Genomic DNA, 25,473 nt, shown 5'->3' with positions numbered 1-25,473 from the left:
CTCCAGGTGTTGACTTACATTGTCCATAATATGATTGCACTTTCGTACGTGTAAGGTAATATTAAAATCTTGCCAAAATTTTCTGGGCACAATTTCCGGAGAAAGATTTTAATGAATAAAGATACCCTTATAGACCCTGAAATAGATATCGATCCTTTAGAGGATCCAGATTTAGAAACCGAAGTCGATGGTATCGACGAGGCCTACGACAATTCGCTTGTTGCAGTTTCCGATGAGGAAAATCTTCCGGCTCTCAGTAATCCAGCTTTACATCGTTATCTTCAGGAAATCAGCCAATATGAGTTGTTGACTCGGGAAGAAACCGACGAATTGGCGATACGATTTCGCGAACAGGGGGATCAAGACGCTGCCTATCGGCTGGTGAGTTCCAATTTGCGTTTGGTTGTAAAAGTTGCCATGGATTTCCAAAAGTATTGGATGCAAAATTTCATGGATTTGATCCAGGAGGGCAATGTCGGTTTGGTGCAGGCTACAAAGAAATTTGATCCGTATCGAGGAGTCAAATTTTCCTATTATGCTGCCTACTGGATTCGAGCGTATGTCTTGAAGTTTATTATGGACAACTGGCGCCTTGTTAAAATCGGTACGACTCAGGCTCAACGCAAATTGTTTTTTAGTCTCAATAAAGAAAGAAAGCTGCTCGAAGGTCAGGGTTTTAATCCGGAACCAAAATTGCTGGCGGAGCGCTTGAATGTTAAAGAGCGCGAAGTTGTGGAGATGGGGCAGCGCATGGATAACTGGGATGTTTCTCTTGAAAGCCCGGTAAGATCTGATTCTGAAGATGAACAGAAAAACTTTCTTCCCAGTGAGGGACCAGGTATTGAATCAATGGTCGCCGGGAAAGAGATCAAAGTTAAGTTGTCAGAACTTATAGAAGTTCTTAAAGAGAAGCTCAACGATAAGGAAAAGATGATCCTTGAACATCGTTTACTGACAGATGAGCCATTGACTCTACAAAATATTGCTGATCGTTTTGAAATATCTCGGGAACGAGTTCGACAAATAGAAGTGAATCTGCTTAAGAAAATGAAAAAGTATCTTGAGGCTGAAATGCCTGATATTGTTGATTATTTTGATGGAGAGAAGATTGTAATTAATTCAAGGCCCTGATTGGCGTGCTGACATCGAGTGGCTATCACTCATCCCAAAATATCCAGAAAGATTATTATATTCCAAACAGTTATATTATGAAAGTACCTCTACTTGATCTAAAAGCGCAGTTAGACTACCTCGGAAATGATCTTATTGCTGCGGTTACCCGCGTTGTTAAGTCGACGCAGTATATTCAAGGTCCTGAAGTTGAGGGCTTAGAAAAGGAGATTGCCGAGTATTCAGGTGCTGCCCATGGTGTCGGTGTGACGAGTGGCACAGACGCGCTTTTGGTGTGTTTGATGGGCCTTGGAATTGGGGCCGGGGACAAGGTGCTTACCTCGCCCTACTCATTTTTTGCCACTATGGGTGTCATTTTACGGCTTGGTGCCGTACCTGTTTTTGCGGATATTGACCCGGTTAGCTTTAATATCGATCCCTCTAAAGTTGGTGAGATATTAGCGGACGACAAAGACCGTAAAATTAAGGCGATTATTCCTGTTCATCTATATGGCCAATGTGCTGATATGGGCGCAATTCTTAATCTAGCGAGACAATACGATCTTCCAGTTATTGAAGATGCTGCTCAAGCAATTGGGGCGGAATATCCAATGCTTAAAAACGGAGAAATAGAATTTAAAAAAGCCGGTTCAATGGGAACTGCCGGCTGTTTTTCCTTTTTCCCAAGCAAAAATCTAGGGGGAATTGGTGATGGCGGTATGGTCGTTACTCAAGAAAAAGCCTTTGCCGAAAAATTGGTCCTTTTACGCAATCATGGTGCTCACCCAAAATATTTTCATAAATTGGTCGGTGGAAATTTCCGACTCGATCCCATTCAGGCGGCGGCTCTGCGAGTAAAGCTTCCTTATCTTGAAAGATGGCACAGAAGGCGCGCTGAAAATGCCGAATTGTATAAACGCCTTTTCACTGAGTCAGGACTTACCGCCGAAGGGAAGATTCAGCTCCCAACAAGCGTATTTGCTGAGAAAGCCGGTGGTGGAAAGCCAGGAAAAAATGTACACATATACAACCAATACATCCTCCGGGTTGAAAAGCGTGATGCTCTGCGTCAATGGCTGTCTGCAAATGATATCGGTTGTGAAATTTACTACCCAGTTCCGTTGCATAAACAGGAGTGTTTGGGAAAACTTGGAAATCAGGCGTGTTGTCCTGAAGCAGAGAAGGCCGCCGAAGAAACTCTTGCTTTACCCATTTATCCCGAACTCACTTCAGATATGCAAAGGTATGTTGTCGAGAAAATAATGCAGTTTTACCGCTAAACGGTTGCTTGCTTCAGGTGACTATGTCCCGTTTTTTGTGATTCTTTCTTGTTTTCTGCCTCCAATAGATTTTCAATAAATAGTTGTTATCTATCCTGAGGCAGGAGAACGCATTTCCCCTCAAATTGGCAAAGAGTAGATCAGGTTTTACCAGGGGCTCTCTTTTGGCAAATATTTTGATAGACATGACTATTGCTGGACTGAAGACAGTTGTTATTCGTCGCATCTTCGTTCCCTGCCTCGTTGTCATGACGGTTTTTTCTCTTTTGAGTTCTTCTTATTCCCGTGAATTGATTGTTCCTGAGAAAAGCATAAATCTCATTGATTATGAGGAAGAGCTACCCCAATGGAAAATACTTTGGGATAAAGCCAGGAATCATGTGCGGGCGGAACAATTTCGCCAGGCTGCTGCCGTTTACTCCGAACTTTTCACTGTGAAATCAAACTTAGAAGAGGCCAATTGGGAATACTGCAAAATACTCTTAAAGATTGGCGACTATAAGAATGCGAAGAAAATCGTTATAATGTTAATTGAAAAAAAATCAAACAATATTGAATACATGTATGTGTGTGGTCAGATTGCAATCCACGAAAAGGATTGGCAATCGGCAGCAAAATATTTTGGTAGAGTTCTTGAAAAAGATCCGACAGGAGCGCTTTCTGCTGAAGCCTTGGAAGGATTGGCAAACAGTATGCGGAGCATGGGGAAAATTGAGCTTTCCCTACCACTCTCTGAGCTACTAATTGTTAGGCAACCAGAGAGTCTCAGTTTACAACAAGAAGTGGCGCTGGATGCCAATAAATTAGGTCAGAACGACAAAACTCTAAAATTATTAAAAAGGATATTACCTTTAAAAGATGTCAACGACAACATTCTAAATCAGGCTATTAAACTACTTGATAAACCTGGTGATGAAAAAGAAGGCAGTGTCTTGTTAGAACAATATCTGAAAAGGCATCCTGAGTATCTACCGTTTCGACATAAATTGTCGGAATATTATCTCATCAAAGGTGATTATGAGGCAGCCCTTGGGCATCTAGGATACCTTATTGAGAAGATGGATAACAATGACTCTTTTCTTAAAAAGGCTGGTGCAATCAGTCTTTATAAACTCGGAAGACCTGACAGAGCACTTATTTATTTTGAAAAATATTTTCAGAAACATCCCAACGATAATGAAACGAAAAACATCATAGCAAATATTCAACATATTCTTGCAAACGATTTTCTTTCGATTGTTGAAAACGATGGTGCTTGGTTGTTGTGGAGTGATCTTGCTAAAGTGACGTCGAATCGGTTAGCAATTTATCTTCAAATGGCTGAGATGCTAGAAAAGAAGGGTATGTTGAAAGAGTATTTTGAGGTTTTGGCAATTATTCACAAGCATCATCCAGAAGATGAAACAATTGCGATGCAGTTGGCACAAAAGTATTACGAAGGTAAACAATATGAAAATGCTTTAGTCTATCTGGATAAGGTTCTAAAAAAGGATAAGAGAACAAAATCATATTATCTTTTACGGGCCAAGGTGGAGTTGGAAATGGGGCGGCTCATTGAATCTCTTGCTTCAAGTGAAGCAGCCTTGCAACTCGATCCAGGTGACGCTGAATTGTGTAAATCCAGCATAGTATTAGCTGGTTCGCTTGGAGAAGTCGGGAGAATGAAAATCCTTTTTGAAAATGGATTAAAAGTTAATAAGCGTCAGCCAAGTAGCGAAGTGTTTCTTGCCTACCTTGATCAATTGTCGAAAAATTTCTTATTTCGAGAGTATGAGAAGGTAAGAAAACGATATAGAATGGTTTTTGCTCGTGATAGGAAAACCCTTGATAAAATGGATGTGCAACTTACTGTTAGCCTTCGCCGTGAAGGAAAGGCAAGAAGAGCAGAGCAGTTGTTGAGACAACTATTAAAAGATAAACGTTCAGTTAATGAGGTTCTTTTTCTGCTTGCCCAAAATAATCTCGCCGATAAAAATCTTTCAAACGCCCAAGTATGGTATAGTTTTATAGTTAAAACTAGTGCACCTGGCAAACTCGAATTTTCTCATGATCCTGATGGCTGTCGTCGACTTCTCGTTAAAGCAAGGATCCTCAAAGCTGATGGAGAATATGAGGCTGCCGATACACTTATCGGACGATTTTTTGCTGAAATATCGGCAACACAATCGAAAAATGAATTAATACCTTTTATTGCTGAGCTCGAAAAGGAGCGTTGTTGGCTGAGTTATTATCTTGGTGATTATAAAGAAGCTTTAGCTCGTTTGGAAAAACATTCCGAGTTCGGAGTTTTTGATCCTGAAATATTAACTCTGCGCACTATTCTTTCAAGGAAAGTTGAGAAGAGGAAAAATGAAGATACGCCAATCGGCGATTTTATAGTTGGATTAAAAACGAAAGTCAACAAACGCATTGAAGTTATAGAAACTGATCTCGAACATCAAGAATTAGATTCAGCAGAACACCATATCAATGCTGCTCTCAAATATCGTCCGGACTCGGTGGTTAGCAACGTTCTTTTTGCAAAACTTCTCATAGCTAGAGGAAAGTTCTCTGAGGCAAAGGAATTATTTCTGAAGTTATTGAGTAGTTATCCAGACGAGTCATATTTTCAAAAACGGCTGATTGAAATTGAGATTCGTCAAGGTAACTATGGAAATGGTTTAGCATATTTAGAGAATATAAAGGGGGGAATACAGAGTGCCGATATCATCATCACTGAACTCCCTCTTCCTGCAGCTACCGAAGAGTTACTTACTCTGGCAAGGATTCTCTGGGGCGAAAAACAACATGAAAAAGCCTTGCAGGTGTATAAAAAACTTTTATCGCCTCCAGTTCACGAATTATTGATAGAAAAATTTCGACAAAAAAAGATTAATTATCTCTATCTCACTAGAAAAAAAACTCTCTGGAATTCCGTCATGATGATGTTGCAGTCTGAACCTGAGGTTATTGCAGAATTGATGGAACCCGCATTTCTTGTCGACAACTTGGAAAATGAGTCTGGGAAGATTGTTGCAGATTACTATGAAATGTATAGCTGGCAAAAAATGATTGCAACGGAGTATCTGGCAAGAAAGGCAATTTTTGAGAGGAATTATTACTCCGCTGAACAGAGTTATAAAAAATTACTGGAAGAACAGGGTCCAACTGAAGGAATAATTGACCTGGCTACTGTCTATAGCAGGATAGGAAAATATCGTAAAGAAGCACAGGTATATGAGGCTATTCAGACCACAGGAGCTACATCAACGGAACTAAAACAGTCAATTGAACGAAGTACCCTTCAGTTAAGTCCGCAAAATATAATCGATGTTGCATATTTATCAAAAGATGGCCACAATGGCTTTGTTGACTTGGCGAGCATAAGCTCTGGCACTGCCTTTCGATTTACTCCTGGACTCGACAAAGACGTTCGACTCGCGTACTCCCATAATCGATATGAAGCGATTAATTCTCCGGCGTCGACTACAAGTAATTTATTGTATGGTTCTACGATATATGAGTTTACAAAGGACTATGAGATAAGCTTTGGCGGGGGAGCTGAGAAGTTTGATGGAGGGAATGGCACAAACTTTCTTTATAAAATTGAGTTTAAAGGCCAGCTTGATGAGTATTTCCATAGTTTTATTGGATGGGAGAAGAGCCTAGTCAATGACACAGTATTGGCACTCAAGGAAGGAATTACCAAGCAGGAACTTGGTGCTGGATTATACTGCGAAACCCCGTTGGGGCTGACGTTTGGTGTCGATTTCAACCATCGTAGCAATAGTGATGATAACACTCAGAACAGATTTCACGGATATTCATCATATGGACTGTTCGGTGAGTCTGTGCATCTCTTATTTCGATATGATTATCAATTCTTCGAGAATACCAATACAAATCCATCAGATTTAATTTCAGTTCAAGATCACGAGGACGAAATATTATTATATTGGAGCCCTGCTTCATTTTCAGAAAATCTCTTTACACTGCATTTTCAGCACGACTTCTTTGGGTATCAGCAAGATACCAAGCGAGGTGTGAGCTATTATGCAATAGACAACACCATCGGTTATGATGATCTTGAAACCGTAACTTATACCGGTAAGTTTGATATTTTCCTTGAAATGAATCCGCATTTCCTATTAAAAGGCAACGTTACATTTGTGAAGAGTGACCTCGTTGAAGAGAGAGGATTGTCTCTGTCTCTTCACTATCGATGGTAGTACTATTTTTTAAACTATGGTTCCTGTCAGAGATTCTGTTTCAACCGGATTCTCGCAGGATTTTTTTTATGGAGGAGTAGATGGTTACAAGAATACCAATGTCAAAAACTGGCAATCAAAAATTGCGTGAAGAGTTACACCGATTAGAACGAATTGAGCGGGGTGTGGTTGTCAAAGCAATTGAGGTGGCTCGAGAGCATGGCGATTTAAAGGAGAATGCTGAGTATCATGCCGCTAAAGATCGCCAGGGGCACATAGAGGGAAGGATTATCGAACTCAAGGATAAGCTTGCTAGGGCAGAAGTTATCGACTGTTCAAAAGTAAGTTCCAAAACGGTTGTATTTGGCACTATTGTAAAGCTGCTCGACCTTGACACGGAAGAGGAAGTTACGTATCAGCTTTTAGGGCCAGAGGAGGCTGATGTCAAAAAGGGCTCTATCTCAGTCTTGTCCCCTTTGGGAAAGAGTATGCTTGGTAAAGAGGTCGGTGATGAGGTACGAACAGTTACCCCGGGTGGAACTAGAGAGTTTGAAGTGATAGCCATAGGTACTTCTGATTTTCAGTAACTTCAGGAGTACTTGGAAAAGGATGGTTAGTAAGATGAACCCGATTGGGTGATCTGAATACCTGTTAAAAAGATCGATAAAAGTTGATACGTGGTTTCTTCAATTGTATAGTTTGTTTCAAGGGAAGCATTCCATACGCGTGTGACTTCGTCGAGCGCTCCAAACAAGGCTCTTTTAGCAAGGTCAGGTTTTATGTCGCTTCGATAAATACCGGCATTCTGGCCATTTTTAATAATATCTGTAATAATTCCAGTGTAGTTGCAAAATTTGTTATCACGGTAGTCTTTAATCACTTTGTGTGTTTGCCGGAGTTCTATCTGGATAACCTCGGCAAGATTCTTGTTCTTTTTCATAGCTGAGAGGTGTTCAGTGACGAAGATTTCCAGCTGTTTGTTGGGGTCAGGTTCTGTGCTCAGTTGCTTTTTTGTGTTTTCAATAATCTTTCCAACTTCCTCTTCAAATACTGATAAAAGTATATCGTACTTGTTATTGAAATAGAGATAGATTGTACCATCAGCCACCTTGGCTTCTTTTGCAATATCGGATATTCTGGCGGTAAAAAAGCCCTTTTTGGCAAAGACCTTTGTTGCTGCAGCAATAATTTTTGAGTGCTTATTTTCAGCTTTCATTCTCGAAAAGAGCAACCTTACGTATTAGATAAAAGCACCAAATTACATGAATGACCATTCATTCATGTAATATTTCGTCGCCGATTTGTCAACGATCATTCAAATCTGCCAATACAGACTGGCAAATCTAACATGCTTAAATAATTCAAATACGCATTACAATAATAATTTGATACTGGAGTGAAATTATGAAGATTCTAGTTGTTGGTTCTGGTGGTCGCGAACATGCTTTAGTCTGGAAAATTAAACAAAGCAAAAGAGTTGAGAAGATCTACTGCGCTCCGGGCAATGCTGGAATCGCTAATATTGCCGAGTGTGTAAATATTTCAGTGACCGATATTGATGGATTGGTACGGTTTGCAAAAAATGAATCAATCGATCTGACGGTTGTTGGCCCAGAATCGTCCCTTGTGGCTGGGATTGTAGATGAATTTGAGAAGAATAATTTGCGGATATTTGGGCCAACCAAAAGGGCTGCGGAGCTTGAAGGCAGTAAGGTGTATTGCAAAGAATTTCTGAAAAAATATGATATTCCCACTGCAGCATTTGCGGTTTTTTCGGACAGTAAGAAGGCAAAAAAGTATATCGATAAGTGTGGTGCTCCCATTGTTGTGAAGGCTGATGGTCTGGCGGCCGGCAAAGGTGTGATTGTCGCTAAAACTATTGAAGAGGCAAAACAGGCAGTTGATCTTATGATGGCCGATAAGGCCTTTGGCAGTGCAGGGGAAAGAATTCTCATTGAATCCTGTCTTTCCGGAGAAGAGGCATCCTTCATTGCATTCACAGATGGCAAAACCATTTTGCCCTTACCATCTTCCCAAGACCACAAAGCAGTTTTTGATAATGATCAAGGTCCAAATACTGGAGGTATGGGGGCATATTCGCCAGCTCCAGTCGTTACTGACGAGATTGCTGATTTTGTGATGAGACGTATCATGCGGCCAACCATTGAGGGTATGGCTGCTGAGGGCCGTCCATTTAAAGGTATGCTGTATGCTGGGCTTATGATTTCCGGATCGGAAATTAACGTTTTGGAATTTAATTGTCGATTCGGTGATCCGGAAGCGCAACCGTTACTTCTGCGGGTAAAGAGTGATATTGTCGATATTTTCGAGTCTTCGATCGATCAAACATTGGATCAGGTTGAGATGAAGGTTGACGCAAGGCCTACCGTTTGTGTGGTTATGACAGCCGGAGGTTATCCTGGTTCTTACGAGAAAGGCAAGACAATAAAAGGACTTACAAAAGCTGGTGAATGCAGTGGCGTTGAGGTTTTTCACGCAGGAACAGCAAGAAAGCATGGCAGGCTTGTTACCAACGGAGGGAGGGTTCTTGGTGTAACCGCAGTCGGAAGAGACTTGGCCGATGCCATTAAGCGAGCTTATAATGCTGCTGATTTGATACGATGGACTGATTGTTATTTTCGTCGAGATATAGGTTTTAAGGCACTAAAAAGAGGCAAAGGAGCAGTGAACAAACCGGTCGTTGGTATTGTTATGGGTAGTGATTCAGATTTGCCTATTATGAAAGCAGCTGCTGATTTCTTAAAGTCAATGGAAATTAGTTGTGAAATGACTGTTGCTTCGGCCCATAGAACGCCCGAAAGGGCAGCTGAATATGCGAAAACCGCCCAAAAAAGAGGGTTGAAAGTAATTATCGCTGGGGCGGGTATGGCAGCGCATCTCGCTGGTGTTCTTGCCTCTCATACGGATCTTCCGGTTATCGGTGTTCCTCTCGATGCATCATCTCTAAATGGTTTAGATGCGCTGCTGGCTACCGTACAGATGCCACCTGGAATTCCAGTGGCGACGATGGGAATTGGCAAGGCAGGAGCAAAGAACGCCGGGGTTCTCACATTGCGGATTCTCGCTCTTTCTGATCCGAGTATCGGGGAGAAATTGGTAACATTCCGAGAGGATATGGTAAAAGAAGTAGAAGAGAAGGCCAAAAAAATTCATGGCTAAGAATTCTATGCCAGATTTGATAGGTTCTTCTCTCGAACGGGCTGTAGACTGTTTCAGAAATGGAGGAATAGTTGCATTTCCTACAGAGACTTACTATGGCTTGGCAGTTGATCCCGATTCTTGCTCCGCAATCTCAGAGCTATATAAAATTAAAAATCGCGAGGCAGGCAAACCCTTACTTCTACTCATTGCCGAGAGGGAACAACTGAATGACCTCGTCGAGAGGATACCACCTGAATTTATACCGTTGATGGACAAATTTTGGCCGGGACCATTGACCTTGGTGTTCCCTGCAAAGAAAGAGGTCTGCCGGCAACTTACCGGAGAGACCGGCACCATTGGGGTGAGGATATCTTCCCATCCCCTTGCCAATGCCTTGGCAAAGAAGATTGGCAAACCAATAACTGCGACAAGTGCCAATATTTCAGGCCTGCAGCCACCGACTAAGCCATCTGAAGTGTTGAGAATGTTTGGCACACATCTTAATTACATAATTGATGGAGGTGAAACTCCGGGAGGACTTTGTTCGACTGTGTTGGGTGTGCGTCAAGGAAGATGTATTGTGCTGCGGCCTGGGCAGATTGATTTGTCTGGTGAATTGAGGGAATAGTTTTCTAGGTAGCTCTAATGCAATCCGGAGATTATTCTTCTTGAATTCTTCAACGGAAACGAGCCCCGGGCTGGTTGCTTCGTATGCTTATTTTATGATACCATGATGCCACAACCCTTAGATTGGATGTAGACATGATGATCACAGGTGGTTTGATGGTATATTTTAACCTAAGGATCTCAAGATGAATGCACTTAAATGGGACAAGGATTTTGCCCTGGAACAAGCTGCCGATGATGCTGATTTATTGAAGGAATTGCTTGAAATATTCAAACAATCCTTAAAATCCGATATCCATTTGATAGAGCAAGGCCTGGCAGAGGATGGGGCCGCCAAGGTATGTAGAGCGGCTCACTCAATTAAAGGAGCAGCCGCAAGCCTTGGGATATTGGGAATCCACGAAGTCGCTCTAGATATTGAAGAAGAAAGCAGGGGTGGGGGACTTGGAATTGCTCGCGCCAAACTCCCGCTTCTAAAGTCCATGAGAGAGGAATTGGAGGATCTTTGATTTCTTGAACCGCGGATTGTTTTCCGTGCTGGGATGGCGGCAAGCTATTTCACCAGTGAAGAATATTCCGGTACACTTCCGGCAATTCTAATTAGTTGGGGTAAATTTGTTGATCTCCTGCCCCTAATAATAGCTGATAGATATTTTTAGGAGCAGGAGGTTGTGAAGAAATCAATTATTAAAAGCCGTTGCCAGCCAACTCCTTTCTGATGAGAATCGGTGGGGATAAGTAAGGTGGATGATTTTTCATTAGATTCTGGTTAGTTGTCGGTATTTTATCCTATGCGGTTGGTCGGCAACACTTCCTAGCCTAGCCTTCTTATCTTTTTCGTAGTCTGAGTAGTTTCCTTCGAACCACACCACTTTTGAATCTCCCTCAAAGGCCAGAATATGGGTGGCGATTCTATCGAGAAACCACCGGTCATGGCTGATAACTACTGCGCATCCGCCAAAATTCTCAAGAGCCTCTTCAAGTGCTCTCAGAGTATTAACGTCTAAATCGTTGGTTGGTTCGTCGAGCAGGAGAACATTACCCTCTTTTTTTAAAGTGCGAGCCAGATGGACACGATTTCTCTGACCACCAGAAAGGAGTCCCACCTGTTTTTGTTGATCTGTGCCGGAGAAATTGAACTTACCAACATAGGCACGACTGTTGATTTCCCGACCACCGAGCAAAATACTCTCTTGGCCATCGGTAATTGCTTGCCATATCGTTTGTGAAGGATCGAGTTCGTCACGATTTTGGTCTACATAGGCAAGTTTTACGGTATCTCCGATGCGGATCGCTCCGGTATCGGCAGTCTCCTGACCGACAATCATCTTGAATAAAGTACTCTTACCGGCTCCGTTAGGTCCGATAACCCCGACTATTCCGCCTGGGGGAAGACTAAAATTCATTTGCTCTACAAGAACGCGGTCGCCAAAGCATTTTGTCACATTTTCGGCTTCAATAACTAGTTTGCCAAGCCTTGGTCCTGGTGGCAGATATATTTCCAGCTCTTTTGCAAGTTTGTCAGTCTCTTGTGAAATCAGTTTTTCATAGGAACTGATGCGAGCCTTGGACTTAGTCCTTCGGCCTTTTGGTGACATCTTAATCCATTCAAGCTCACGACGAAGGGTGCGTTGACGGTCCGTTTCCTTCTTTTCTTCTATTGCTAAACGTTTTTCCTTTTGCTCAAGCCAAGAAGAGTAGTTGCCCTTCCATGGAATGCCAAGGCCTCGATCTAGTTCGAGAATCCATCCGGCGACATTGTCGAGAAAGTACCGGTCGTGGGTAACTGCAATGATGGTTCCTGCGTAGGCTTGTAGATGTTGTTCAAGCCAGGCCACCGATTCAGCATCCAAGTGGTTGGTCGGCTCATCTAGGAGAAGAATATCAGGTTGTTTGAGCAGAATTCGACAAAGGGCAACCCGGCGTTTCTCCCCGCCGGACAATACACCACATTTAGCGTCAGATGGAGGGCACCGAAGGGCATCCATTGCCATCTCAAGGCGACTGTCGAGGTCCCACGCATTGAGATGATCGAGTTTGTCCTGGACAAAGGCTTGCCTGTCGATCAATTTCTGCATCTCATCGTCGGACATCGGTTCTGCGAACTTCTCATTAATTTGATTAAATTCTTTAAGAAGATCAACAGTATCTTGAACACCTTCCTCGACTATTTCTTTAACGGTCTTATCAGGATCAAGAGCCGGCTCCTGTTCGAGATAGTCTATTCTATGACCAGGAGCGAGATGGGTTTCTCCATTAAACTCCTTATCAATTCCAGCGAGGATTTTTAGGAGTGTACTCTTTCCTGAGCCATTGAGACCGAGGACACCTATCTTGGCTCCATAGAAATAAGAAAGAGAAATATCCTTTAAAATTGGTTTATTATCATAATATTTACTAACTTTTATCATCGAATAGATGATTTTTTTGTCGTCAACGGTCATTTTGGGATTCCTTTGATTTTTTAACAAAAATGAACAGAAGCAATTATCTGTCCAACGGGGATTTTCAGGCCGATATTACACAAAAAGGTCCTAATCTGTCAAACCGCAGATTGTCACTTGTAGCAGGAGGATGGATATCGTAAGGGTAATTGAGTGAGAGCTGGAGGGAGGGGGGCAGTTACTTGAACGTTCTGGTTTTCAGGAGATACACGTAATAGGCGTTAATTTTTCCAATGAGGTCTTCAGTTTCTCTGTATGGTGCATGCTTGCCAAGGCTCAGGGATTCCGTGTTTTCTCCCGCATTCCAGGCAGATACTACAAGATCAAGCCGACCATTAAATTTATAATTATATTTAGCAATAAGATAGCAGGTGAGGAGGATGTTGATGGCAGGATCAAAGAGATCTTCTTCGCGCAGGGAGTTCAGCCTATACTTTGAAACATGACGAAAAAAGGTAAGGGATTGTGCCAGTTCTTTACCGGCTTGTGCGCCCGTTGGGTAAAGTATCTGGCCAAGTCCCCGGGCATTCTTTTCAGAAACTGCTTTGGGGTTTGCTCTGGATTCTGCCAAAATTAAAGCTCTCACAAAGTCGGCACTGACCTTATGTTTGGGCAGAAAGTAGCTAAAGCCTGAGAAGTACCGAATGTATTCATCAAATTCTGCTAATTTTTCAATATCTTGTCCATGTATTGCGGTGTTTTGATATTTAGAAACCGAGTTATGCAAACTCCCCCAACTACTCTTTACCTCGGTAATTGAAAAGATGGCCAGCAGTAAAAATACTCCCAAGCGCAGTCTCAGTAGGCTCATTTGCATTGGAGAAATTTATGCGAATCGCTTTCTAGGAAATGGGCTATTGTTTGATAAAGCATATAGGGGTCTTTCGCCCCGGTATGCTCGCGGATAGAATGCATTGCCAGGCTGGCGCATCCGATATCTACAGCTCGAACTCCGAGGCGAGAAGAGGCTATCGGACCTATGGTACTGCCGCAAGGCAAGTCACTCCGCATGACAAATTCCTGGGGAATTATTTCAACTTCCTTGCAAAGCTGCTTGTATATTGCCGAACTAATGCTGTTGGTAGCATACCGTTGATTGGCATTGACTTTTATAACCGGACCCTTGTTGAGGTGGATTTCATGCGCAGAATCGCTCTTATCCATGAAATTCGGGTGTGATGCATGGGCATTATCCATGGAAATAAGAAAGGAATTGCTGAGCGCTATCCGTCGACTGGTAGATTCTGTTACGATCCGTTCCAAAACAGATTCAAGGAAACAACCATGTGCGCCAACAGCTGAGGTTGAACCGATTTCCTCGTGATTGGCACAGAGCAGCAGAGCATTTTTTTTCCGAGTTGCTTTCCCTATGGCAGATACCCCGGCATAGCAGCTTATGAGGTTGTCAAGTCGGGCAGAGCTGATCAGCTCATTCCTTACCCCTGTGTAAGCAGGTTCCTGAACATCATAGCAAAACATCTCAAAGGAAAGGATTTCCTCTACTGTCAGACCCTTATGCTCTTTATGAATTTGTTCAATGAGGATGGAGGTGAAATCTGGAAGGCTTTGGTCCACTGCTTGGCCAAGGATAGGTGGAAGATGTTTTTGTTGATTTATACCGCCGCCTTTATTCGCATCACGGTCAAAATGAATAGCGATATTTGGAATGGTAAGAAGTGGGCGACGAAAATCGACAAGCAGAACAGCGAGGCGAGCATTGCTTAATCTGCAACAAACTCGCCCAGCAAGAGAAAGGTCGCGGTCAAACCAGGGCGAGAGTAAGCTTCCTCCGTAGACTTCGACACCGAGTTGCAGGTATGACCCCGTTCGAATATCCGCACGGGGTTTTATCTGCAAACACGGGCTGTCGGTGTGTGCTGCCAACAACCTAAAGCCTTGTTCTCCTTCCTCATCGTTGCCGAGGATGAAGGCAATGGTGGCTCCACTTTCCTTGCTGAGAAAGTAGGCTTGTCCCTTTTGAAGTTGCCATTTTGAATTTTCCTCAAGGCGATTAAAGCCTTGCTGAAGGAGATAGTCTTCCATTCTGGCAACCACATGGAAGGGTGTAGGTGATGAGGAAATGAAAGAGAAAAGCTTTTTGTTGTAGTGAGTAAATTCCATCAGTTTAAAAAGAACTTAATAAAAAATTAGTATTAAAAATAAAGGCAACTGACCGAAAAATAGGGAGAATTGTCAGCTTTAATATTTTCGATACGGTTCCTAACGCTGTCCTTGGGACCTTGGCAAGACACGTGTTTATGCAGATGGAACAGTGATGTTTATATTATTTTGATATGCAGCAATCATTGTTCGCAAGGCACCATAAGAGGGGGCTGTTGCTGGTGCATCCTGAGATTTTATACTCTCTGGTGTTGGTTTGAGCTCGGCAGCAGAATTTACTGTAACAACCTCGGATTGGAGAAGATCTTCTTGGCGTTGCAACAGAATTTCTTGTCTAGCCTGGGATTCTGTGATGGTTGCATGGGAGGCAATACTTCGATCAGCGGCAGATGGTGAGGCGGGTGCAAGCGCGGCTCGTTTGATCGTCTGCATTTTTTGTATTGTGGCTTCTGGAGAACTTTCTTTACCCATATCTATTCCAACTTCCCCGCCAACCGCATAGGAGGCGCCATCAGGCCCTTTTTGGTAGGTGAAGGTTGCACCTCCCCGTGCATATTGCCCAGCAGCAGCCAGATGTGCCTGTTCGTGTGTACGCACTTCCGTATCGCGTTGTTTGAGTTCTTGGAGTTGCAGAATTTCTTGGTGATCCAATTGCGCATCGTCATTTGAGCCAGAAATGCTTGGAGACCGAAGATCGGCGGAAGATTGGTCGCGAGACAATACCAACCCTTCTAAAGAAAGGGTAACAGAGTCCCTGTCGTTTTGTCGTGGAGATTCCTCTTTCGCATTACCTGGCCGTACTTCGGCTTGTGCCTGATTCGCAGTCAGGATCTTTGGATATATGCTCGATGATCCGATTTGAGTCGCAATAGAATTTTCCATAATATGCCCTTTTGATGGTTCTCAATGCAGATGTATTGTATCACAACATCCGGCAATAATAAAACCTAAGGCTAAGCCTATTATTCGCGGTACTTTTTTCAGACAAAGGCTCACTCCAAGATGGTCACATCTTGGAGTCTTTGACGCGAAGCGTTGGCTGATATATTGAGACCAGTTTCGAAAGGTATATCCTAAATCTGCTTGGTTATTTTATCTCTGGAACAAATTACCGAGTTCTCCAAGCACCGAACCCTCGCCTTTTGAAGAGAAACCGGCGTTATTTTGCGGCGCTGCCTTGAAAATTCTTCCGGCAAGCCGGGAAAATGGCAGGGACTGGAGCCAAACATGACCGGGGCCGGTCAGTGTTGCAAAGAAAAATCCTTCTCCCCCAAAAAGGGCAGATTTAACCCCGCCAACAAACTCAATATCGTAATTAATATCCCTGGTCATAGCAACCAAACATCCAGTATCAATCCGCAAAGTTTCGCCAGCTGAAAGTTCTTTTTGGACAATGGTACCGCCAGCATGCACAAAGATTTTTCCCTCACCCTCAAGTTTCTGCATGATAAAACCCTCTCCGCCAAAAAGAGCCGTACCAATTTTTTTCTGAAACTCTACTCCTATTGAAACGCCTTTGGCTGCACAGAGAAAGGCATCTTTTTGACAAACGAGTTTGTTGCTGAAATCCTTCAGGTCAAGGGCGATAATCTTTCCAGGATATGGAGCGGCAAAGGCAATCTTACCCTTACCTGAGCCATTGTAGGTGAAAATTGTGGAGAACAAACCTTCGCCGGTAATGAGTCTTTTTCCGGCACCAAGCATTCTGTCTAAAAAGCGACCCCCTGATTGTTCGCTGCCGTCTCCAAAAACTGTCTCCATTTGAATAAAATTGGACATGTACATCATCGATCCTGCTTCAGCCACAACACTTTCCTGAGGATCTAACTCAATTTCGACGAATTGCATTTCGCTCCCAAAAATCTCGTAATCAATTTGGTCAACACCCATTCTGGGAGGCAGAGTAGAGGGAGGTGACGCTGGAGATAAAGACAGGTCGGGACATTGTGATATTTCTTTCCAATTGGCGAACCCTTGCTTCCACACATAGGTGTTTGGGTTGAAAACGCCCTGTTGCAAATTTGCAAGAATCTGTTCGCTGGAAAAAGGCCCTTCTTGTTTACCGTCTATAGCTACAAACCAGTTGTCGCCCATGAGCGTACTCCTCAATACATTCGGGTAGTCTAACCGCGGCTACCATAATTTTCTTTTAAATCGTAGAGGGTATCCAGGTATTCGTCTTTTAATTTTAGGTTTTTCCCAGCATTTTCAATTTCTTCGATAAGTGAATCAATGGAAGGACGGAGATCTATGCCAAGGCGGCTATTGCCTTTTCTGTTAGCTCTATCAATGACTAATACAGCATAATAGCTGATTGTCATTCTCGAGGCGGAATCCCGTCGAAAGAGATAGAGGCGGCCACCAATGGTATTAAGGAAAAATCCGGCATAATCGTAAAGGTTTTCCTCTGGAATAGTTAAGGAGAATTCGCTTTTCAGAGACTCGGGATGTTCGGTAAGGAGATAAAATGTCTTTATAATCCTTTCAAATGAGTCTTTCTCACGATCGAGAATCCCCTTTAATATAAAAATATTATCTTTTCCTAGGACTCTAAAAAAATGCGCAGTATTTTTCAAAAGGGTAAAATAGTCATCAGTTTCCCTGGTGATAGCGGGGGGATTGTCGATTAACACTTGCAAGAGTTTTGAGAAGTGTTTTTTGCTTGGTTCCTTTAGTTGGAAATCATGCATATACGATTGCTGATCGAGATGTGCATAAAATGCATTCAATTCGTCAACCAATTGTTTTTGCCCCGCTCCCTGTAGCGATGGTTTTGGGGAATCAGCAGTTGCTGCGGAGCTCTCTTTGCCACTAATCTCCTGGTTCACGACAGAGCTGTCGGCTTGGGTTTGAATATTTTCTTGTGAGGTCGCGTCTTGATTCTTTTCGGTAGCAGGTTGGACGTTTTTACTGGTGGGAGACGTTGAGGAGAGCTGGCCGTTTGCAGAGGATTTTGTGTCAGTACTTTTTACTTGGGGCGAAATTACAGAAGAAATGAACGATGTGATACTTGCCTTGTCATCAAAAAGACGAATAAGCTCAGGCCTTTTATAATGATAAAGAAGAGCAATGAGGACAGAGACAGCAATTAAAAAAAACCAAACGAAACCGGCTCTTTTTGCTCTGGCCTTCACCCGTGTACGAGGCCGTTCCGATTGTTTAGATTCTTTCATGGTTGTAATAAAAACTCGTCAGGGAGAATAACCGTGGATTATCAACACTGGCCAAGGATACCTCAAAGTACTGACAAAGTCACGTGAGAGAAATTTTCTCTCTTCCTGCTAGCCTAAGAAAATGGCCAACTGTTTTTATTACTTGACTCATAATCACGAAAACACTATTTTGATATGTCTATTTGGTCTGGGAATATGAAATAAAAGCGAAAAATTAAATAGTTTATGGCTATCATCATTCAAACACACATGGAGGAACACTAATGGCTATTCTGGTTGTTGGACATGCAAACCCCGATACTGATTCCGTAACTTCTGCGATCGCTTATGCCGCTCTGCTGAAAGCCCAAGGCATGGACGCCAAAGCGTGTATGCAAATTGCAGCTAAAGATCTGAATCCTGAGTCGACCACCGTTCTCAAGCGTTTTGGACTTGAAGCACCTGAGTTGCTCACTGATGCTGCTGGAAAAGAAATTGCCCTGGTCGATTTTAGTGATATCGCTCAAGGTCCAGCAAACTTAACCGCAGCAACATTGGTTGGTATCGTTGATCATCACAAAATTGGTGATGTAACCACCAATAATCCCATCCTGTTCCGCGCTGAGCCGGTTGGTTGCACTGGAACCGTACTGAATAAAATGTTTAAGGAAGCTGGTGTTGCCATTCCGAAAAATATAGCTGGCGGTATGTTGGCAGCTATTCTGAGCGATACTGTTAACTTTAAATCACCTACCTGTACTGATGCAGACAAAGCAGCTGTAAATGATTTAAAGGCTGTTGCCGGAGTGAGTAACACTGATGAGCTCTTTATGGAAATGCTCAAAGCAAAGTCAGCTGTTGCTGGTATTCCCGCAAAAGACTTGCTGTTCCGCGACTATAAAGATTTTGATATGAAAGGCAGCAAAGTTGGCGTTGGCCAATTAGAGCTTGCTACCCTCGACCAAGTTGCAGATGTACGTGCTGACCTCGTGAAGGCAATGGCAGCAGTTAAAGCTGAAGGTCGTCATTCTGTATTGCTTATGCTTACCGATGTTGTCAAAGAAGGAACTGAGTTGGTCGTTCTTTCTGATGATCCTGCTCTCATAGAGAAGGCTTTTGGTGTTAAACTTGCTGGTGATTCAATGTGGATTCCTGGAATGATGAGCCGCAAGAAGCAAACCATCCCGAATTTGCAAAAAGCGTTTGGTTGCTAAAAAATAGTTTTCAGGTTGGCGAATAGCCAATAATGATGGGTGGCTGCAATTCATTTGCAGCCACCCATTTTTTTTCTAATAGCATATATGATATCTTGCCGTGCACGGGTGCCTTTAATCTGTGCACACAGATTGCATTAATTAACACCGCGCTGGGAATCGATTTTCAGCAATCCTGCCCAAACCAAAATAAACTATGTCGGCACAACAGGGGCAGGCAACGCCAAATAAGTTTATATACAGCTGCCAGAAGGAGTATATTATTGATGGTTGGGCTTTGATGCTATTGAGATAAGGAATTCGCGATTGCCTTTTGGCCCGAGAATCGGAGAATCAATTACGCCATTACTGGTTAGGCCAGCATTTTCGACGAATCCGACTATTTTTCCAATAGCCTTTTGGTGCAAGTCTGGCTGGTGGACAACTCCACCTTTTCCTACCTCTTCTTTAAGAAGCTCGAATTGTGGTTTTATTAAGGCGAGGATTTTGACTTTTTCTTTAAAAAGCGGCAGTAAGGCTGGGAGAAGAGTAGTAATGGAAATAAACGACACATCCATTACCGCAAAATCGATTCTGGTCTCTTCAATATCACTTGAAGATATGCTCCGTGCGTTGAATCTCTCAAGTGTGACAACACGGGTGTCTTGTCGGATCTTCCAGGAAAGTTGGCCATAGGCAACGTCTATGGCATATACTTTCTTGGCGTTATGTTGGAGCAGACAGTCTGTAAACCCCCCTGTTGATGCCCCAATATCGATACAAACCCAGCCTGTTGGATCAATTTTGAAGTGGCTTAGGCCTTTCTCTAATTTAAGTCCTCCACGAGAAACATAGGGACATCGATTCTTGAGCCGAATTGAAACATTTGGTTCGTAGAAGATTCCGGGCTTATCAGCAATCTTATCGTCTACATACACCTCACCGGCGCCAATTAGTGCTTGGGCGGATTTAAGGGAGATTGAAACTCCTAAATTGCAGAGTAATTGATCGAGGCGAATTTTCAAAAGGAAGTGACTGGAAGAATACTAAAGTTTGCTGAGCCTTTCCTGGGCTTTGGCTGCTTCTGAAGAGGAAGAATGCTTCTTCAAAAGCTTCTTGTAAATGACCTTTGCGGTTTCCTTGTCGGCAAGCTTTTCAAACGCCATTCCTTGTTTAAACATTGCCGAGGGTGCTTTATCATGTCCCGAGTATTGGGAGATTATTTTTTGATATTGCATGATTGCCTTATCATATTCTTTCTGATTAAACAGGCATTCTCCCATCATGTATCGGGCGTCAACTGCCTCACTAGACGATGAATTTCCAGCAATCTGCTCAAAAAGAGGCAAGGCCTCGGCATAGCTATTTTTCTCGAATAGCTTCTGCGCCTTTTTCATACTGCTATCTGAAGGATCTGCCGCAGCTGATTGCGCCTGTTTTTCTTGATTTGCAGTTGGCTGAGTAGCTTTTTCTTTAGTAACGGCAGGTGCTGCTTGTTTGGTCGCAGGTTCAGCGGTGGTATCAGAACTGGTAGTGGGGGGTGTAGCGTCTTTCTTTTCCTTCTTTTGGTCGCTTTGGGGTTTTGGTTTGGTTTTATCACCTTCAGGGGAGCTAGCACTCTGAGCTTTTTTCTTGGCTAGATCCGCCATAAGAGCAGTTTCTTTTGCCTTACGTTCTGCCTCTTTTAAGCGAGCTTCTTGAATAGCTTTAACACTTTCCTGTTGTTGGTTAAGCTTTTCCGCAAGTTTTGCTTCTTTTTCTTTGAGGGCATCCTCGAAACGACGCAGAGCTTCTTCTCTTTTGGCAGCTTCTTCTTGAGCTACGTTGGATATTGAAGTTTCCAACTCTTTATTTTGGTCTTTGAGCCGCTGATTTAAATGATGTGTTTCCTCAAGCTGCCCTTTTAACTCCATTATTTCTTTTTCCAGCTGATCCATCTGGCCGGAAGCGGCGGCTTGCCGTTTCTGGATTGGAACAGTTGTGGACTTCATGTCTTCGAGCTTTTTGTTTACAACGCGTAGTTGGTAGCGAAGTTCATCAACATCGGACTGAGAGGCGCATTGAACGAGAAAAGGAACAATCGCCACAACAAAAAGAGCGTTAATAACAGATTTCTTCATATTCATGTTGCCTGTTGAGAAGATGGTGTCAGGTTAAATTATCGTGACCATTGAGGGTATGTCTGGCTACCTGGAAAGCTAAAGAGCTTCCTCTCAAAGGAGCCGGTCTTCATTATACCGTATATACCCTGTTTATTGCCATCACGTTTTGCGAAGATGATTTGGTTGCCGTCAGGCGACCAGCTTGGTGCTTCGTGGTGGCTGAGATCGTGAGTCAATTGTTTAATAGAGCCGCCGGTTATCGGATTCATGGTAAACAGTTGATACACTCCATCACGCAAACTAGAATAAACAATTAAATTCTCGGTTGGTGAGTAGCTGGGTTCGGCATTTTCGGATCCATCAAAGGTTAATCTCCGTATACCCCTGGTGCGCATATCTAACGCGAACAATTGCGGTTTCCCGGTTCTATCTGAGACAAACACTACTGTCGAGCCATCAGGAGACCAAGCGGGTGAGACATTGATTCCGGCCTTACTGGTCAATTGTTCAATAATTTCACCTTTTTTGTCTAAAAGGTACAGGTCTGGATTACCATCTTTTGAGAGGGTTACAACCATTCTCTCCCCATCTTGAGACCATGATGGGGCAAGGTTCAAACCTTTGCGTCGTGAAAGGGCTTGAGTGGTTTTATCCTGGCGAAGATCCGTAATATAAAGGTTTTGATTACCGCTATGATACGATGTGTAAGAGAGATAGACTCCACCGGGGACAAACCTTGGAGAGACAGTGAGATGTTTATGGCGGGTGATTTGCCTCAGACTCTTGCCTAAAATATCGGTGAGAAATACCTCTTTCACGGTATTGTCTCTGTTAACGAAGGCTATTTGGGTGGCGGCAATACCAGGTTTGCCGGTCAATGATTCAATTACGCTGTCGCAGAATTTGAATAACATTTGATTTTTTTGATCAATGCTGCCAGAAAAGGTTTTACCCATGACAATTTCGTCTCCGGCAACATCTTGTAATCGCATCTCTAACTTCAGAGTGTCGGCGGACATGACAAATTGGCCGAAAACAGCGTAGTCCGCACCCATTCTTTTCCAATCAGCCGACTGGTTATCTCCATATTTCTCCGATGGAATAACGGAAATAATCCCATGGAAAGCTAATGCCTGTCCAAGTATATCGGCTAAATCTTTACTGATTCCCTGCTTTTGCTCACTCAAACTTTTGTTTTGAAACCAGGGGATGGCGATGTTAATCTTGCGGACTTCAGGGGCAGAGATATCCAGATAGACTCGATCTGCTGCTATTGAAGCTTGAGCGAATAGACAGAAGATAAGAAAAGAAACAGCCGCTAAAATTTTACATGTGTTTTTAATCATGGCTCGTACACGCATTGTTTTTGAATAGATATCATTGAATGCTTCCCGGCTTAAAGCGAAAACCTATCTCATACCGTTGTTTTTTTAAGGCAGGTGGGATTGGCGGCATAGGGTTGGCCTGTTCTATTGTTTTGCTGACAAATTGATCGAAAACCCTATCTCCGGATTTGCTTTCGAAAACCACATTGGCAACGTCGCCTTCCATCTTGATGGTGATAACAACAATAGCAGTAAGGTTCGGATCTTTTTGCAAATACTCAGGCAATGAATAAAATTGCTGGAGTCTGCTGGCGATAGCTGCCTGATATTGACTCTCCAGCAGATTTGAGCTGCTTCCACCAACAGCTGGCGCATTTGTCGTCTGTTTTCCAATTGGAGAGTCAGATGATTCGGTGACGACTCGCCCTTTATTGCTCTGCGTAAGCACTCGTCTTTCCTGCTCAAGTGCTTCCTGAGCTAGCCGAGCCCTTTCTTCAAGAACAGCTTCTTCTCTAAGTGCTTCAGCAATTTTTTGGACCTTTTTGAGGTCCGGCTCAGTCTTTTTAGGTGGAGGCTCTTGCTCTTTAACATTTTTCACAATTTTCTGCTTCAGCGGTTTTAATGAAATTGCTTTTTGCGGAGCGGGTGGTGGCGCAGGAGCAGGCTCTACTTTTTCTGGTATCTCAGCCACTGGAACGGTTTTTTTTGCTTTGGGCGGTGAAGGAGGGGGCGGCGCAGGGTCCTGAGCTTTTGCCGGTGCGGGAGGCGTTGCTGCTTGAGGCTTGGCTGTAGGAGGGGCTAGCGTAGGTTCCGCAATATTAATAAGACTCACTGTATACACATCGGCAAATTTTGGTTTGGACTTAAAAAAGCCCGGGAGATACACTGCCCCCAAAACCACCATAACATGTATCCCAATTGCCAAAGTCAATGGAAGTTTCCATTCACCTGAAGGCATAGAAACCACTCGGTAACCTAGACTCACTCTTTCACTCTTTTTCCGGAGGCTTGGTGATCATACCGATTTTATCAAAGCCGACGGATTGTATGTCGGCCATGACCTTAACAACTTCGCCGTAAGGAACCTTTTTATCTGCATTCAAAAAGATAGGCTGGTCTTTGTTTACAGAATAACTTTTTTTCAATTCTTGAACCATGAGTGCCCTAACCTGGGGAACACTGTTAATGCTGATAACTCCCTTGTCGTCGATGGTAACGATGATCGGTTTTTCTTCTTGGCGGAGGGCCTTTGCAGTTGTCTCGGGAAGGTCGACATTGAGCCCCTGGGTCATCATGGGTGCTGTAATCATAAATATTATGAGCAACACCAGCATAACATCAACGAGGGGAGTGACATTGATGTCCGCCACCAATCTTTTTCGGCTGTTGCCGCCTGTAGGTCCCATGATCTCTATACTCTGCTCAACAGGTCACGCTCTACAAGGTTCAGGAAGTCCGTTGAAAAATTAGCGAGATTTCCATCTACCATGTCAAGTTTGTTGGAAAAATAATTATAGAAAATGACTGCAGGGATAGCGACAGCAAGTCCTGCAGCAGTTGCGACTAGGGCTTCCGATATACCCGGAGCAACAACGGCGAGAGATGCGGAACCGCGTTGGCCAATATCATGAAAGGATGCCATAATTCCCCAAACGGTTCCAAATAGACCGATAAAAGGGGTTGCGCTACCGGTAGTCGCCAAAAAGGACAATCCCCCTCCAAGCTCGCTTAATTTCTGGGTTTCCGCTTTTCTAACCGCACGCTTTAAATTATCCATAGTAGCAAGCTGCATTTCCAGGGTTTCGCTGCTGCGACTGTCATCCTTACGATTACGGATTTTGTTGATTTTTTGCAATTCGCTAAAGCCTGCTATGAAAACAGCCGCTTGTGGACTGTAGTCGTATTCCTCAGCAGCGCTATTAGCTTCATTGAGGTTGGCTGAATTCCAAAACGTCTCTAGGAAATCTTCAGAATCAATGCGGACCTTTCTGAAAAGGCGAGCCTTCGTAAAGACAATAGTCCACGAAACAAGTGAAAAAATGAGGAGGGTAAGCATTACCATCTGGCCGACTGGGCCAGCATGTCGAACCATATCGAGAATTGATAACTGCACGGAGTGATCCTTCTTTTATCAGTGCAATCGCCTCAACCGCAGGCGATCGTTCATGACCCGGTTTTACTCGGTTATTGGATGGATGGATTTGTTGTTATTGAGCAAACTTTTTCAAAGCAGGTATCTTACCCACTTTTCTTAAAAATTCAACCGGTCAATTGGCGCATTAATGAGTTTGCGCAGAGAGAAACCTTTACTGGTGAAATAGTTGCAGATCTTTCAAGGAGAGGAAGTAACCATTGCACAGACAAAATCGACCGATACTGCGACCTTATTATCGACCTTTAATGTGCCTTGGAAAAAAAAGGCCGCTGACATTATTTCATTTAATGTCACTTTAATTTGAGCAGTATCTCCCGGCAAAACGGGTTTCTTAAATTTTGCGCCGCCAATTCTCGTTAAGATTGGAATCTGATTCGTTCTCGGTTCATTTACTGGATTTCTTTTTGACATGAGTAAAGCGCCACTCTGGAAAATTGCTTCGCAGAGAAGTACACCGGGCATGATGGGGTTACCTGGGTAGTGGCCGCGGAAACATTCCAAATCCGGGGGAAAATATTTTTCCGTATGAATGCAGTCGTCTGAAAACGATACAACTCGATCAACCCAGAGAAAAGGTGGCCGATGCGGGATAAGGTCCTCTATTTCAGGTTTCAT

General features: G+C 43.3%; 22 protein-coding genes. 8 read left to right on the top strand and 14 right to left on the bottom strand.

What is annotated here, in order from left to right:
* Positions 1 to 111 precede the first annotated feature (111 nt).
* From OEL83_12730 to greA, 4 genes are all read left to right on the top strand, one after another.
* Positions 112 to 1,131: an RNA polymerase factor sigma-32 gene (locus OEL83_12730; protein MDK9707906.1), complete on the top strand. Its 1,020-nt coding sequence runs from the start codon at positions 112 to 114 to the stop codon at positions 1,129 to 1,131.
* A 77-nt stretch (positions 1,132 to 1,208) separates the two neighbouring features.
* On the top strand, positions 1,209 to 2,390 hold the full coding sequence (locus tag OEL83_12725; GenBank protein ID MDK9707905.1) for a DegT/DnrJ/EryC1/StrS family aminotransferase: 1,182 nt from the start codon (positions 1,209 to 1,211) through the stop codon (positions 2,388 to 2,390).
* A 164-nt stretch (positions 2,391 to 2,554) separates the two neighbouring features.
* Positions 2,555 to 6,598: a hypothetical protein gene (locus OEL83_12720; GenBank protein ID MDK9707904.1), complete on the top strand. Its 4,044-nt coding sequence runs from the start codon at positions 2,555 to 2,557 to the stop codon at positions 6,596 to 6,598.
* Positions 6,599 to 6,678: 80 nt separating this feature from the next.
* A complete protein-coding gene (gene greA, locus OEL83_12715; GenBank protein ID MDK9707903.1) occupies positions 6,679 to 7,164 on the top strand; it encodes a transcription elongation factor GreA in 486 nt (161 codons plus the stop codon).
* Positions 7,165 to 7,190: 26 nt separating this feature from the next.
* Here the strand turns inward: greA and OEL83_12710 are convergent, their stop codons facing one another.
* Positions 7,191 to 7,793, bottom strand: a complete 603-nt coding sequence (locus tag OEL83_12710; GenBank protein ID MDK9707902.1) for a TetR family transcriptional regulator — start codon at positions 7,791 to 7,793, stop codon at positions 7,191 to 7,193.
* A 188-nt stretch (positions 7,794 to 7,981) separates the two neighbouring features.
* On the opposite strand from OEL83_12710, the gene purD reads away from it, so the two are divergent.
* The 3 genes from purD (at position 7,982) to OEL83_12695 (ending at position 10,875) form a co-directional block, all read left to right on the top strand.
* Positions 7,982 to 9,757: a phosphoribosylamine--glycine ligase gene (purD, locus tag OEL83_12705; protein ID MDK9707901.1), complete on the top strand. Its 1,776-nt coding sequence runs from the start codon at positions 7,982 to 7,984 to the stop codon at positions 9,755 to 9,757.
* Entirely contained in the window at positions 9,750 to 10,367 is a 618-nt protein-coding gene (locus OEL83_12700; GenBank protein ID MDK9707900.1) for an L-threonylcarbamoyladenylate synthase, read from the top strand. The genes purD and OEL83_12700 overlap by 8 nt, the downstream gene beginning before the upstream one ends.
* A gap of 184 nt (positions 10,368 to 10,551) precedes the next feature.
* The gene (locus tag OEL83_12695; GenBank protein MDK9707899.1) at positions 10,552 to 10,875 is read left to right on the top strand and encodes an Hpt domain-containing protein; all 324 of its coding nucleotides are present in this window, start codon (positions 10,552 to 10,554) and stop codon (positions 10,873 to 10,875) included.
* Positions 10,876 to 11,124: 249 nt separating this feature from the next.
* Here OEL83_12695 and ettA read toward each other — a convergent pair whose 3' ends face one another.
* The 6 genes from ettA to OEL83_12665 form a co-directional block, all read right to left on the bottom strand.
* On the bottom strand, positions 11,125 to 12,810 hold the full coding sequence (ettA, locus tag OEL83_12690; GenBank protein MDK9707898.1) for an energy-dependent translational throttle protein EttA: 1,686 nt from the start codon (positions 12,808 to 12,810) through the stop codon (positions 11,125 to 11,127).
* Positions 12,811 to 12,988: 178 nt separating this feature from the next.
* Positions 12,989 to 13,600, bottom strand: a complete 612-nt coding sequence (locus OEL83_12685; GenBank protein MDK9707897.1) for a lytic transglycosylase domain-containing protein — start codon at positions 13,598 to 13,600, stop codon at positions 12,989 to 12,991.
* Positions 13,601 to 13,617: 17 nt separating this feature from the next.
* On the bottom strand, positions 13,618 to 14,931 hold the full coding sequence (locus tag OEL83_12680; GenBank protein MDK9707896.1) for a M18 family aminopeptidase: 1,314 nt from the start codon (positions 14,929 to 14,931) through the stop codon (positions 13,618 to 13,620).
* Between the two features lie 135 nt (positions 14,932 to 15,066).
* Positions 15,067 to 15,813, bottom strand: a complete 747-nt coding sequence (locus tag OEL83_12675; protein ID MDK9707895.1) for a putative metalloprotease CJM1_0395 family protein — start codon at positions 15,811 to 15,813, stop codon at positions 15,067 to 15,069.
* A gap of 210 nt (positions 15,814 to 16,023) precedes the next feature.
* Complete coding sequence (locus OEL83_12670; GenBank protein ID MDK9707894.1) at positions 16,024 to 17,025, bottom strand: TIGR00266 family protein; 1,002 nt, start codon at positions 17,023 to 17,025, stop codon at positions 16,024 to 16,026.
* 29 nt (positions 17,026 to 17,054) lie between these two features.
* The gene (locus OEL83_12665; GenBank protein MDK9707893.1) at positions 17,055 to 18,104 is read right to left on the bottom strand and encodes a hypothetical protein; all 1,050 of its coding nucleotides are present in this window, start codon (positions 18,102 to 18,104) and stop codon (positions 17,055 to 17,057) included.
* Between the two features lie 263 nt (positions 18,105 to 18,367).
* Between OEL83_12665 and OEL83_12660 the strand changes: the two genes are divergently transcribed.
* On the top strand, positions 18,368 to 19,297 hold the full coding sequence (locus OEL83_12660) for a manganese-dependent inorganic pyrophosphatase (protein ID MDK9707892.1): 930 nt from the start codon (positions 18,368 to 18,370) through the stop codon (positions 19,295 to 19,297).
* Positions 19,298 to 19,557: 260 nt separating this feature from the next.
* On the opposite strand, the gene OEL83_12655 is transcribed toward OEL83_12660, so the two are convergent.
* The 7 genes from OEL83_12655 to OEL83_12625 form a co-directional block, all read right to left on the bottom strand.
* On the bottom strand, positions 19,558 to 20,301 hold the full coding sequence (locus OEL83_12655) for a TlyA family RNA methyltransferase (GenBank protein ID MDK9707891.1): 744 nt from the start codon (positions 20,299 to 20,301) through the stop codon (positions 19,558 to 19,560).
* Positions 20,302 to 20,322: 21 nt separating this feature from the next.
* Positions 20,323 to 21,396, bottom strand: a complete 1,074-nt coding sequence (locus tag OEL83_12650; GenBank protein MDK9707890.1) for a tetratricopeptide repeat protein — start codon at positions 21,394 to 21,396, stop codon at positions 20,323 to 20,325.
* Between the two features lie 38 nt (positions 21,397 to 21,434).
* Positions 21,435 to 22,724 (bottom strand): protein TolB, encoded by a 1,290-nt coding sequence (locus tag OEL83_12645; GenBank protein MDK9707889.1) that lies wholly within the window; start codon positions 22,722 to 22,724, stop codon positions 21,435 to 21,437.
* 31 nt (positions 22,725 to 22,755) lie between these two features.
* A complete protein-coding gene (locus tag OEL83_12640; protein ID MDK9707888.1) occupies positions 22,756 to 23,661 on the bottom strand; it encodes a TonB C-terminal domain-containing protein in 906 nt (301 codons plus the stop codon).
* A gap of 31 nt (positions 23,662 to 23,692) precedes the next feature.
* Positions 23,693 to 24,109: a protein TolR gene (gene tolR, locus OEL83_12635; GenBank protein MDK9707887.1), complete on the bottom strand. Its 417-nt coding sequence runs from the start codon at positions 24,107 to 24,109 to the stop codon at positions 23,693 to 23,695.
* 5 nt (positions 24,110 to 24,114) lie between these two features.
* Positions 24,115 to 24,816 carry a protein TolQ gene (tolQ, locus tag OEL83_12630; protein ID MDK9707886.1) on the bottom strand — a complete coding sequence of 234 codons (702 nt, stop codon included), beginning with the start codon at positions 24,814 to 24,816 and terminating at the stop codon, positions 24,115 to 24,117.
* Between the two features lie 219 nt (positions 24,817 to 25,035).
* Positions 25,036 to 25,473 (bottom strand): beta-hydroxyacyl-ACP dehydratase, encoded by a 438-nt coding sequence (locus OEL83_12625; protein MDK9707885.1) that lies wholly within the window; start codon positions 25,471 to 25,473, stop codon positions 25,036 to 25,038.

The sequence above is a fragment of the Desulforhopalus sp. genome (assembly GCA_030247675.1).
Lineage (GTDB): Bacteria > Desulfobacterota > Desulfobulbia > Desulfobulbales > Desulfocapsaceae > Desulforhopalus_A.
This window is presented reverse-complemented; position numbering and strand designations above follow the sequence as displayed.